The following is a 12,210-nucleotide window of genomic DNA, read 5'->3' on the forward strand; positions in this document are numbered from 1 at the left end:
GACGCAATTGACGTATTGACGTGACATCCGTCGAGCCTGGGACGGCCCCGTCCAAGGAGCTGCCTCGTGTCGCCTTCCCGTTCAACGCCCCGGCCCACCATTATTGATGTCGCCCGGGACGCCGGTGTTTCGAAAACCAGCGTCTCTCGCTACTTCGGCGCGGAGCGCACGCTGTTGTCGGAGTCGATGCGCTCGCGCATCGAGGCGTCGATTACCCGGCTTGAATTTCGGCCCGACCGCATCGCAAGTAGCCTGCGCGGACGCAAGACCGGACTGATCGGCATGCTGGTTGCCGACCTTCGAAACCCCTATACGGTCGCGATGGTGCATGGGGCCGAGCTTGCCTGCCGCGAGCGTGGTTATGCGCTTCTGGTGTTCAATACCGACAACGACGACGCCCTCGAGCGGCGCCACCTCGATATTCTTCAGGGCTACAGCATCGAAGGGCTGATCATCAATACCCGCGGGCAGAACCTGATGCCCCTGCAGCAGAGTCTCGCCTCGGGCCTGCCGATGGTGCTGGTCGACCGCCACATGCCGGGCCTTGAGTGCGACATGGTGGGCCTCGATAACGCGCACGCCGTCACGCTTGCGCTCTCGCACTTGAGCGAGCAGGGGTTTCAACACGTGATGCTGGTCACGGAGCCGGTTGCGGGCATCAGTTCCCGTGAGGAGCGGGTGGCGGCGTTTGACGTTGAGGCGGGCCGGTTGGGGCTTGGCCATCAGGTGCTTGAACTCGAACTCGGCGATAACGCTGAGCGGCTCGACCGCGCCGTGGGGGCGTGGCTCGAGCGCGGTGAGCGCCCCCAGGCGCTATTGTCGGCCAATGGCGTGGTGACGCTTGCGCTGTGCCAGGCGCTGTCACGGCTTGGCGCGCAGTCGTTTGAGCGCGCCGGACTGATCGGCATCGATGAGCTCGAATGGTGTTCGCTGGTGGGGCCCGGCATTTCGACCATTGCCCAGCCGGTCGAGGCCATCGGCGCCCAGGCCGTCGAGCGGCTTTGGACCCGGATCGAGGGGGCCACGGACGCCCCATGTCAGGTTGTGCTCGAGGGCGAACTGACGCTGCGCGGCTCGACCATGGCGGCTGTCCGGTCCTAGCCCCGCGTGGGACGGCGTCGAATCAATCAAACGTGTCATTGGGAACGTTCCCAGTGGCGAGCATCAATCAAAGGGGTGGTGGCACGACGGCCAACCCCGCAGGACAGGCAGTAGCGATCATGAGTGATGGTGTGTGGGTATGCACCTCCGCGTTCGGGCGTACAGCGGGCAGCGCCAACGGGCAGATTCAGGCCGTTGAGTGGATCGCGGCGTCGGGCGCGCAAGGGGTGGAGATTCGTGAGGAGCTGCTCGATGAGCGCCCCGGCATGTTGGCCTCGCTTGCCGATGCGCTGCGACGCAGTGGGCTATCGACCGTCTATTCCTGCGCCCGGCCGCTTTTTTCAGACAACGGCCAGCTTGACGGTGACCGCTTTCTGGCCGCCTGTGAGCGGGCGGTCAGGCTCGGTATACGCCGGATCAAGGTGGGGCTTGGCAACCTGTCGCTCGACGGGCTCGACTCGGCGCTGCCTGCGCTTGTCGCGCTGTTCGAGCCCCTCGAGGTCGGGGTGTCGATCGAAAACGATCAGACCCCCGGCGGCGGCGACCCCCGCCATCACCAGGCGCTGCATCAGGCGCTGGCAGAGCGACTGCCGCCCTCGAGCCGGCCGCACGCCACGCTCGATCTCGGCAACGGATGCTGGACCGGCCATGACCTCGATGACAGCGCCCGGCGCCTCGCGCCCTGGCTTGGCTACGTGCACTGCAAGCAGGGCGTCTGGCGCGACGGGCAGTGGCACGCGTCGGCGCCGGATGAGGCCACCCTCGCGCACTGGGCAACCCTCTGGGTCAACTGGCCGGCCAATCTGGCTCGTGCGATCGAATTTCCCGTGACGCCGGACGCCTTGAGCACCTGGGTTTCGACGTTGTCCACTCTTTCAAGCAGCGGATCCGCTGCCCCCGATACGGCAGCCGCACGCTGTCAGGAGCGTATTTCATGACTAGATCGACGACATTCGATGTAATTGCCTTCGGTGAAACCATGGCGATGATGGTGGCCGATGACCCCGGCGAACTGGCCGAGGTCACCCGGTTTACCAAGCGCATTGCGGGGGCGGACAACAATGTCGCCATCGGCCTTGCCCGGCTCGGGTTGACGGTTGGGTGGGTCAGCCGCGTCGGCGATGACAGTTTCGGCCGCTTTATCCGCCAGACGCTGGCCAGCGAAGGGCTCGATGTCTCACGGTTGAGCACCGATGAGCGCCACCCCACCGGATTTCAGCTGAAGTCGCGCCGCGACGACGGCGGCGACCCGGCGGTGGAGTATTTCCGGCGTGGCTCGGCGGCAAGCCATATGGGGCCGGAAGACGTGCCGGAGTCGCTGCTTTCGAGCGCCCGGCATCTGCACTGCACCGGCATTCCGCCCGCGCTCGGCGAGGGCCCGCTCGCGCTCAGTGAGCACGCGATGAAAACCATGCGCCGCGTGGGCGGGTCGGTGTCGTTCGACCCCAATTTGCGGCCGTCGCTCTGGAAGGACCGCGAGACCATGCGTCATCACCTGAACCGGCTGGCGTCGCTTGCCGATGTGGTGCTGCCCGGCCTTTCCGAGGGCGAGATTCTGACCGGCGAGTCGACGCCTCAGGGCGTGGCCGAATTCTATCTGTCCCGGGGCGTGCGTGAGGTGGTCATCAAGCTTGGCCCCGAGGGGGCGTGGTATCAGAACGACTCCACCGGGTTCATGGTGCCGGGCGTCAAGGTCGACCGGGTGGTCGATACGGTCGGTGCCGGCGATGGCTTCGCGACCGGTTTCGTCAGCGCCTGGCTCGAGGGCCTGCCTGCCGAGCAGTGCGTGGCTCGAGCCAACCAGATCGGTGCGTTTGCGGTACAGGTCAGCGGCGACATGGAAGGCCTGCCGACCCGAGACGCGCTCGAGCGTGCGATGGCCTCGTAACGCACCCGACCGGCTGGCGCGAGCCCGCCGGTCACTTCTCCCCAGCCAGATCATGACAAGGAGTCAGCAATGAGCGCGCGCTTACCCGTACGGCGTTGGTGGTATCTGATGCCGATCGTTTTCATCACCTATTCATTGGCCTATGTCGACCGGGCCAACTATGGCTTTGCGGCCGCCGGCGGCATGGCGGAGGATCTTGGCATCACGCCTGCGATGTCCTCGCTTTTGGGGTCGCTGTTCTTTTTAGGGTATTTCTTCTGCCAGGTACCGGGCACCATCTACGCCGAAAAACGCAGCGCCAAGGTATTGATCTTCTGGTGTCTGATCGCCTGGAGCGGGTTGGCCACGCTGACCGGGGTCATTCCCAACGCCTACGCCCTGATCGTGGTGCGTTTTCTGCTCGGGGTGACCGAGGCGGCGGTAATGCCGGCGATGCTGGTCTATCTGAGCCACTGGTTTACCCGCGCCGAGCGCTCGCGCGCCAACACCTTTTTGATCCTCGGTAACCCGGTCACAATCCTTTGGATGTCGGTGCTGTCGGGCTACATCATCGAGCACGCCGACTGGCGCTGGATGTTCATCATCGAGGGCGTGCCCGGACTTATCTGGGCGGTGTGCTGGTGGTTTCTGGTGGTCGACAGGCCCGAGCAGGCCACCTGGCTTCGAGAGGACCAGAAAGCGCAACTGGCCGAGGCGTTCGAGGCCGAGCAGCAGGATCTGAAACCGGTCAAGAACTACGCGAGCGCGTTCAAGAATCCCAAGGTGCTGCTGCTGTGCGTGCAGTACTTCTGCTGGAGCGTCGGCGTCTACGGCTTCGTTCTATGGCTGCCCTCGATGCTCTCGAAGGCCGGCAGCCTCGACATCGTCGAGACCGGCTGGCTCTCGGCCGGGCCGTATGTTGCCGCGGTGATCGGAATGCTGGTGGTGTCGTGGGGCTCGGACAAGTGCCTCAACCGGCGCGGGTTCGTATGGCCGCCGCTGGCGATTGCCGGGGTCGCGTTTCTGGGGTCCTTCCTGCTCGGGCCGAGCCATTTCTGGTGGTCCTACGCGCTGCTGGTGGTCGCGGGCTTCGGTCTTTACGCGCCCTACGGCCCATTTTTCGCGATCATTCCCGAGATTCTGCCGCGAAACGTCGCCGGTGGCGCCATTGCACTGGTGAACTCGCTCGGCGCGCTCGGCGGCTTCATCGGCGCCTACGGTGTCGGGTACCTGAACGGCATCACCGGCAGCTCCGCCACGTCCTACGTGGCCATGGGCGGGTTCCTGCTGGCGGCAGCGGCGTTGACGCTGTGCGTGAAGCCCGCCACCGAGAAAGCCCCCAAGGGCTACACCGTGGCGGCAAGCGCTGCGCGATGAACATGTATTATCTGGTTTGAACAAGGAGCAGCCCGATGGCAGACACCACTACGCCCCCCGAGAAGAAAACGGTCATTGTTTATAAGCGCCCGCTGGCGCCAGACCTGATGGCGCAGCTCGAGCAGCGCTTCACGGTGCTCGATTTCACCTGCGTTACCGACCTGACCGAGGACGCCGATTTCCTCGAGGCGCTGCCGCGCGCTCATGGATTGATCGGTGCAAGCGTCAAGCTTGACCGTGAGTTGCTTGCGCGTGCTGAGCGGCTGGAGGCGATTTCGAGCATTTCGGTAGGCGTCGACAACTATGACATCGCGTATCTGAACGAGCGCGACATTGTCTTGTGCCATACCCCGGACGTGTTGACCGAGACCACCGCGGACACCGCGTTCCTGCTGATTCTTTCCGCGGCGCGGCGCGGAGTCGAGCTTGCCAACATGGTCAGAAAGGGCGAATGGACCGAGAGCGTCAAGGAACCTCAGTTCGGCGTCGATGTGCACCACAAGACGCTCGGCATTGTCGGCATGGGCCGTATCGGTCAGGCGATCGGGCGGCGCGCGAAGTTTGGCTTCGGCATGACGGTCAACTACCACAATCGCTCGCGCCATGAGATCGTTGAGCAGGAGCTCGACGCGACCTGGCTCGAGTTCGAGACACTGCTTGAGCGCTCCGACATCGTCTGCGTGACGGTGCCGCTGTCAGACGCTACCCGGAAGATGTTCGATCAAAAGGCGTTCGAGACCATGGGCGCCGAGTGCATTTTCGTCAACATCTCCCGCGGCGGTGTGGTGGATGAGCCGGCGCTGATCGAGGCGCTTCAAAACGGCACCATCCGTGCGGCGGGCCTTGATGTGTTCGAAACGGAACCGCTGCCGGCGGATTCGCCGCTAACGCGTCTCGATAACGCCGTCACTTTGCCGCACATTGGCTCGGCCACTCATGAGACCCGCTTCGCGATGGCAGAACTTGCGGTTCAGAACCTGATCCAGAGCCTTCAGGGCGACCGCCCGCAGGCGCCCTACAACTGGGACGCGCTTGACCGAGGCTAGGCGACGGATCAGACGTCACTAGAACGACACACGCCGGGGCTTGCCCCGGCGTGTGTCGTTTCAAGGGCTTAGCCCGCGTGATCGCTGGTCGTTTCTGCCGGTGACGCGCCGAGCATCAGAAGGGCCACGGCGGCAATTGCGGCGCCGAGCGCCATGGTGATGGCCACGCCCTGAAGGCCGAAATCCAGCGTGAAGAGGATGCCGACCACGATCGGTGACAGCGCGGCGCCACCCCTGCCGACCCCGATGGCAAAGCCGGTGCCCGAGGCGCGCTGGGCGGTCGGGAAACGCTGGGCAAACAGCGCATAAAGGCCCACCACCCCTGCGTTGGTGCAAAAGCCGGTCACCCCGACGATCAGCGAGACTTCGCTCAGCGAGTCCGCGCCCCGGCCAAACAGGATAACCATGACGACCGACAGGCACAGCGCCGCGATGGTGACCTTGCGGATCGGCAGATAGCGGCCCAGAAGCCCCAGCAGTATGCCACCGAGCGCGCCGCCGATATTGGCCCAAATCAGTACGCCTGCGGCGTTGGCAGCGTCAAAGCCCATGCCCACGACGATCTCCGGCACCCACTTGATGATGAAGTAGAAGGTGGCGATGTGCATGAAGTAAGCCAGCGTCAACAGCAGCGTGGTGCGAATCAGCCCCGGTTTGAAGATCGCCAGCAGCGAGCCGTCGCTTTGATCGGCGGGCAGCTCCGGCAGGTGCGCGACCGTTGGATGACCGAGTCTTCGCATTTCACGGTTGATGCGCTCGAGGGCGTTCGGGGGGCGGCGCTGGCAGAGATACGGCACGGTTTCCTTGAGCAGCAGGAAGGTCAGCGGAATCATCAGTGCCGTCACCCCGGCGCCGAAGAAGAACACGGCGCGCCAGTCGAACAGGCGCAAAAGCTGGGCGGCGACGGTGCCGCCGATGATGGCGCCCAGCGGGTAGCCAATGGCCATCAGCGACACGCACAGATTGCGGCTCTTGCGGTTGGCGTACTCGGCGGCGGTCGCGTTGATCGAGGCCAGCATGCCGCCGATACCGACGCCGGTGAGCACGCGCCAGGTGGCAAGTTCGGTCACGCTTGCCGCCATGGCCGACATCAGCATGCCAATCGTCATCAAAAGCAGGCAGCCCAGATTGGCCGGCCGGCGCCCGATTCGGTCGGTCAGACCGCCCAGCAGGATCGAGCCCAGTGCCATGCCGATCAGCTCCATGGCCAGTACCACCCCCAGCTCGGCGCGATTGATGCCCCATTCGGCCACGATGCCAGGCGCGGCGAAGCTGATGGCGAGCACATCGAACCCATCGAGCGCATTGAGGGTGACGGTCGCGGCGACGGCCAGAATCTGGGCGCGCCCCATCGGGGCGTCGTCGATCAGCTGGCGTGGGTCGGCGTGAACGTGGGCGGTGGTGTCGGGTGTCATGCAGGACTCCTCGTTGTTGTTATTGCATGCCCATGCATCAGAGGGGCAGTCGATCGGTCAGGGCGCTTGTATCAGGGCGCTGCCGCGCAGGCGCTCGAGCCGCGCCGGGTGCTCGAGGACGGTGTCGAGATTGCGTTGGGCAAGGCGTGCGTGCTCGCGCGCGATCTGTTCGGCACGGGCGCCTTCGCCGTGGGTGATGGCATCGACCAGGCAGCGGTGCTGGTCGTTGGCGATGAGCAGGCTTCGATGCGCCGAGGGCGAGTGGGCGTAGCTCATGACAAACGCGCTGGGTGAGGCGAAGGGCAGGTGTTCGATGCGCGCCAGCGCTTCGGCCAGTGCCATGTTGTCGGCCAGTGCGATCAGGTGCTGGTGAAATGCGCTGTTGAGCGTCGTGTACTGCGAGAGGGCGTCTTCATCTAGGACGGGATGCGTCACAAGGGCGTCGATGCGGTCAACGAGCTGGCGCAAGGGCTCGAGCCGGGTCGCGGATGGGCGTGCCTCGGCGGCCTGACGCGCGGCCAGCCCCTCGAGGGTGCCTCGAAGCTCGATGGTCTGCTTGAGGTACTCGGGCGAGAAGCTTCGCACCGCGTAGCCGCCCCGGTCCGCGCGCTCGAGAAGTCCTTCATGGGCGAGGCGGCTGAGCGCTTCTCGAAGGGGCGTTCGGGAAACGCTCAGCCGGTCGGCCAGTGAGGCCTCCCACAGACGCTCACCCGCACACAGGGTGCCGTCGAGAATCCAGCTTCGAAGGGTGAGCAGCACACTCACTGACTGGCGCATGATCGGGCCGCTCGAGGGAACATGGACCGCCGCATCGCTTGCCTCCACAGGTGAAAAACACGTCGCCATGTATACACATGTATCGGGCAAGCGAGGAATTCGCGACCTTTTCGGGCCAAATTTGGTCTAAAGCACTAGGCCTCAAGCAGCGTGTATACATTGAGCCGCTCGGTACGTATGACGAGGCGCGCAACAGGCGCCATCCTCTTCTATAGGCGCCACCCCTTCTACCCATCGCGAGGACGTCATGAACAACGAATCGTTTGAATCCACTCGGCCAGATGAGTTGACCCCTTTCATCGGGCACCACGTCATCTACACCTACGACAACGGTTGGCAATACGAGCTGTATCTCAAGAACGCCGACACCATCGACTACCGCATTCACGGCGGCATGGTCGGAGGCCGATGGGTCAAGGATCAGAAAGTGCATCTGGCTCGATTGAGCGACGAGGTGTGCAAGGTGTCCTGGCATGAGCCAACCGGCACGTCGGTCAGCCTGGCGCTCAATCTGTCCGAGCGGCGAGTGCACGGCATCATCTTCTTTCCGCGCTGGGTCGCCGAGCATCCGGAGCGTACGGTCTGCTATCAGAACGACCATCTGGAGGCGATGGTGCGTTACCGGGACGCCGGGCCAACCTATCCCTATCTGATCATCGATGAGTTCGCCACGCTCACCTTCAAGGACTGCCCGGGGCCGAACGACGAACGGGTGATCGCGTGTGCGCCCGAGGCATTGCCCGAGGGGTTTGCCGACCGTCGGCAGTGAGTCTGAACCGGATCTGCGCGGCTAGCGCGGAAGCGCCTCCGGTCGGTAGCGTTCGAGCAGCGCCCAGAGAATCGCTGCGGTTTGCGTGTCCGGCTCGCCCGAGTAATCGGCGGGCCGGAAGTGCATCTGAAAGGCGCGGGTGGCGGCGCGGGCCTGGTCGGTCAATCGGTCGGTCGGCGAGACGGCGTAGCCGTAGGCCGAGAGGGCACCCAGAAACTGTGCGAGCGACGGCGGCTCACGCTCGAAGCGCGCACGAAAGTGGTCGACGTCTTCGGGGTTGGGCCAGGCGCCGATGCCGGCGCGGTAAAGCCGATACCACGGAAACGCCGGCCCCGGGTCGACCTTGCGGGTCGGGGCGATGTCCGAGTGGCCGACGATGGCGGTCGGGTCGAGGCCGTAGCGTCGGGAGATATCGCGGGCGAGCGCGATCACGGCGTTGATCTGGTCGACGGAGTAGGGGGCCCAGCCATTGAGCGTGCCCTCCCGCGGGCCTTCGTTGACGATCTCGATCCCGATCGAACTGTCATTGAGGTGGGTTCTGCCCTGCCAGGCGCTGACGCCTGCGTGCCAGGCCCGGCGTGATTCCGGCACCATCTGAAGCACGATGGGGGTGTCGCCCCGACGTTCGGGCGAGCGGGTGATCAAATAATGCACGCTGACGTTTGGGCCCTGAAGGGCGCGAAATGCGGCCGCGTTGTCGTCGCTTGTGAAATGAAGCACCAGAAAGCGCACGCGTGAATTGCTGACGTTAGCCGGATAGTGGTGATCGACCAGATAGCCCGCCCGCGCGTCCAGCGGATGCGACTGGCTCAAGCGGTCCGGCGGGCCGGGCGCCAACAGCGGCGGCGCCTGATAGGGGTGCCACTCGGTGGGAAGCGTTAGCGAGCTACTGGCGCAGCCCGTTATCAGCGCCACGAGGGCGATGAGGCTTGCCGGTCTTGTAAGCGAGTAGAGCATGCGGCGTCGGTGTCAGTGAATGCAGAGCCCGAACTCTAGCATGCTTACATCTGCTGCGGTTTCTTGGGGGCCGTGGGGGCCTCTGCGGCCTGGTCGCTGCCGCTGGCGGCACTGCCGCCGGAGTTCAGCTTGATGGTCGGGCCCGACATGGTAACGCCGGAGGGGTCGAGCTTGATGAAGCTGCCGCCGGCTTCGATGGTGAGTTCGGTGCCAGCATCGATCACCACGTTCTGGCCAGCCTTGACGTGAATCTCGCGCCCGGCCTTGGTTAGCCAGGCCTTGCCGGCCTTGATGTGCAGCGTGCCATCGACGGTCAGGCTGGTGTTGCCCTGAACGTGTTCGCGGCGCTCGCCCTTGACCGTGTGATGTTCATCGGCACCGATGGACGTGAATCGATCGGCTTTTACGTACCGTGTGGCGTCGTTATTGATCTGCTCGGTCCGGTCATTGAGCGTGACCGTTTCCAGGTTGCGCTGGGTATGTACGTAGATGTGTTCGTTGCCTTGGCGGTCTTCGAACTGAAGCTCGTTGTAGCCTTCGCCCTGATGTGTCTTGGTGCGCACCACGCTTCGGGTCTTGTGATCGGGCAGTGCGTACGGCGGCGTGCTTTCCGCGTTGTAGGTGCGCCCGGTGATGATGGGCTGATCCGGGTCGCCTTCAAGGAAGGTGACGATGACTTCGTGGCCTATACGAGGCAGCGCCATCATGCCGTAGCCGGGACCGGCCCACCCCTGGGCAACGCGCAGGTACGCACTGGCCTGGGTTTCACGGTCCCACGGGAATAGAACGCGCACGCGACCAAACTCGTCGCAATCGATTTCCTCGCCTTCCTCGCCGACCACTACCGCGATTTGCGGACCGGTGACGAGGGGCTTGGTAATGGGGGTTGCTGCCCATCGGCGTGAGGCAGGAACCAGCGTTGCGGTGTTGTTGTAACGCGTGCCCTGGCTTTGGTGGTGGCCGACGGCGTCTTCTGCCGTGGCTTGATCCTGCTGGCCGTCATGGTGGACGTCGATCACGGCAAAGCTGCCATCGCCTGCGGCCTCGTCACCATCGAGCTGGAGCCGACGCCCGCTCGAGAGCGCGGCGATGGAGCTGCGTGCAGTCGCCGTCTCGGCGTCACGTTGCAGATAGTCGAGTCGCGCTTGCGTGAATGGCGTGCCGGAGGCGTCTTTCTTGAACCGGCCGGGGTAGTCGAAATGTTCGAAGGTGCCGTGGGTGGTGGCGTCATGCTCGGCCAGAAACTGCAGGCTGTAGTCGGGCTTTCGAAACGTGTAGTCCTTCAGAACGACGGTCGTCGTTGCCAGTCGCTGGCCGGCATTGAAAGCGTAAACGTAGGGGGCGCTGCCCTGACCGCCACTTTTAACATTGATTTCGAAGCGCCCGAGGCTTGGCAGACTGCCGAGATCGTCGGTAAAGACCAGCGTGTGGCTGGTGCCGGCCTCGCCCATCGCGTAGTCATGGTAATAGACAAGGCCTTCTTCGGCGGCCAGCCGCTCGACAAAGTGAAGGTCGGTCTCGCGGTACTGTACGCAGTACTCGCGAAGCTCCAGTTGACGGGCGACGTCGAAGCGCACCTGCGTGACGCCTGCGTCGGACAGGAGCGTCGTGATGATGCCCCTGGGGTCGTTCTGTTGAAAGATCCGGGAGTTCTGGGTCAGAGACAGACGCCACATCGAGGGGCGCATGATGACTCGATAGCGTGTGCGGCGCGCGCCGGTGATGCCCCGCTCGAACAGGGTCACGATGCCATCGAAGGTGCGCACGGTGGCGCCGTCGCGGTAGACGGTGAGCTGGACGCCGGTATCGAGAACGGTCGCGGCATCGAGGTCTGCGTCGGTGCTTTCGAACTCGATGTCGAGCGCCAATGGTGCCGAGAGGGCGTCGGTACCGCTGAAGCGTACGACCGAAAGGGCGGCGGCCGCGTCATCGGATGACCCGTTGCCCTCGCCCTGACTCAGCGCGGTCAGCACCATCGAAAATTGAAGTCCCGTTTGATTCGCCACGTCGAACTCCCGTGTTGTCGGCAACCCTGGTCGGCAACCGTTGTCGGTCAACGCGCTGTGCGTTTCATCCAGCCGGTGTACTGAAAGGCACAGGACGCTGTCTATGGATCATGAATATATGGGCCATGAATACAGGCCGTTAGAATGCGGAAAAGACGCCGTGCGGTAAAGCGCACGGCGTCGAGTGCGAGCAATGGGCCCGTTGAGCCCTTGAGCGTAAGAACTTACGCTTCGAGCGGGGCGCGCCAGTCGTCGGAACCGCTGGTGCCGGAAACGGTGTGCTCCCAGTCGACCTTGCGGTACGCCATGGAGATGTCGATGAGCTGAGTGAACTCGGACTTCTGCAGATCCTGGGCGTGCGGCATCTTGAAGTCGATGTCGACGATGGTGGCGTCGGTCAGCGTGGTGGTGAAGTAGTGCTCCTGACGGCCTTCGACGGAGGTGCGGTACCACTTCAGCGCGACGTTCGGCAGCATTTCACCGGAGGCGAGGGCGTTGTAAAGCAGCGGCACGGCCTTGTTCAGTGCAACGGTAATGATGAACGGCTTGTGCACACGCTGGCCGGAGGGCTGGCCGGACTGCGGGTCGGTCGGCACGGTGACGTTGTGCTTGAATTCCTGCACCAGCATCTCGTCTTCGTGGCCTTCAACGTAGATGTTGCCGACGGAGTCGGAAGTGAAGGCGCCAGCGGTGATGTTGCCCTGGGTCTGGCCCTGAATCGAGATATAGCAAGGTGTTGGCATGGTAAAGCTCCAATAAAAGCGTGGATGTCCGTTGGGGACCGCTTATAAAGGGGCAATTTATATGCCATATCTGTTTTTGTTTTTAAAATCAAATGCTTAATGATTTTTTTGAGGCTGTTTGGCGCGGTCGGGCAAGATGTTGCTCGACTCGG

The 12,210-nt window shown here is 63.8% G+C and carries 11 protein-coding genes; 6 read left to right on the forward strand and 5 right to left on the reverse strand.

Annotation, left to right across the window (positions count from 1 at the left end):
- The first annotated feature begins 66 nt into the window (after nucleotides 1-66).
- The 5 genes from NAT49_RS12030 (at nucleotide 67) to NAT49_RS12050 (ending at nucleotide 5,391) form a co-directional block, all read left to right on the forward strand.
- Nucleotides 67-1,101 (forward strand): LacI family DNA-binding transcriptional regulator, encoded by a 1,035-nt coding sequence (locus NAT49_RS12030; RefSeq protein ID WP_251594525.1) that lies wholly within the window; start codon nucleotides 67-69, stop codon nucleotides 1,099-1,101.
- 119 nt (nucleotides 1,102-1,220) lie between these two features.
- Nucleotides 1,221-2,039 (forward strand): sugar phosphate isomerase/epimerase family protein, encoded by an 819-nt coding sequence (locus NAT49_RS12035; protein WP_251594527.1) that lies wholly within the window; start codon nucleotides 1,221-1,223, stop codon nucleotides 2,037-2,039.
- Nucleotides 2,036-2,989, forward strand: a complete 954-nt coding sequence (locus tag NAT49_RS12040; RefSeq protein ID WP_251594529.1) for a sugar kinase — start codon at nucleotides 2,036-2,038, stop codon at nucleotides 2,987-2,989. The genes NAT49_RS12035 and NAT49_RS12040 overlap by 4 nt, the downstream gene beginning before the upstream one ends.
- A gap of 69 nt (nucleotides 2,990-3,058) precedes the next feature.
- Nucleotides 3,059-4,345, forward strand: a complete 1,287-nt coding sequence (locus tag NAT49_RS12045) for an MFS transporter (protein WP_251594531.1) — start codon at nucleotides 3,059-3,061, stop codon at nucleotides 4,343-4,345.
- Nucleotides 4,346-4,380: 35 nt separating this feature from the next.
- Nucleotides 4,381-5,391: a 2-hydroxyacid dehydrogenase gene (locus NAT49_RS12050; RefSeq protein WP_251594534.1), complete on the forward strand. Its 1,011-nt coding sequence runs from the start codon at nucleotides 4,381-4,383 to the stop codon at nucleotides 5,389-5,391.
- A 68-nt stretch (nucleotides 5,392-5,459) separates the two neighbouring features.
- On the opposite strand, the gene NAT49_RS12055 is transcribed toward NAT49_RS12050, so the two are convergent.
- Complete coding sequence (locus NAT49_RS12055; protein WP_251594536.1) at nucleotides 5,460-6,806, reverse strand: MFS transporter; 1,347 nt, start codon at nucleotides 6,804-6,806, stop codon at nucleotides 5,460-5,462.
- A gap of 57 nt (nucleotides 6,807-6,863) precedes the next feature.
- On the reverse strand, nucleotides 6,864-7,583 hold the full coding sequence (locus NAT49_RS12060; RefSeq protein ID WP_251594538.1) for a GntR family transcriptional regulator: 720 nt from the start codon (nucleotides 7,581-7,583) through the stop codon (nucleotides 6,864-6,866).
- A 247-nt stretch (nucleotides 7,584-7,830) separates the two neighbouring features.
- On the opposite strand from NAT49_RS12060, the gene NAT49_RS12065 reads away from it, so the two are divergent.
- Nucleotides 7,831-8,352, forward strand: coding sequence for a phenolic acid decarboxylase (locus NAT49_RS12065; RefSeq protein WP_285836134.1), 522 nt, complete (start codon nucleotides 7,831-7,833; stop codon nucleotides 8,350-8,352).
- A 21-nt stretch (nucleotides 8,353-8,373) separates the two neighbouring features.
- On the opposite strand, the gene NAT49_RS12070 is transcribed toward NAT49_RS12065, so the two are convergent.
- The 3 genes from NAT49_RS12070 to NAT49_RS12080 form a co-directional block, all read right to left on the reverse strand.
- Nucleotides 8,374-9,309, reverse strand: coding sequence for an N-acetylmuramoyl-L-alanine amidase (locus tag NAT49_RS12070; RefSeq protein WP_251594540.1), 936 nt, complete (start codon nucleotides 9,307-9,309; stop codon nucleotides 8,374-8,376).
- A gap of 44 nt (nucleotides 9,310-9,353) precedes the next feature.
- Nucleotides 9,354-11,315 (reverse strand): type VI secretion system Vgr family protein, encoded by a 1,962-nt coding sequence (locus NAT49_RS12075; RefSeq protein WP_251594542.1) that lies wholly within the window; start codon nucleotides 11,313-11,315, stop codon nucleotides 9,354-9,356.
- Nucleotides 11,316-11,539: 224 nt separating this feature from the next.
- Entirely contained in the window at nucleotides 11,540-12,058 is a 519-nt protein-coding gene (locus NAT49_RS12080; RefSeq protein WP_251594493.1) for an Hcp family type VI secretion system effector, read from the reverse strand.
- Nucleotides 12,059-12,210: the final 152 nt, after the last annotated feature.

It is taken from the genome of Larsenimonas suaedae (genome assembly GCF_023712105.1).
GTDB classification, from domain to species: domain Bacteria; phylum Pseudomonadota; class Gammaproteobacteria; order Pseudomonadales; family Halomonadaceae; genus Larsenimonas; species Larsenimonas suaedae.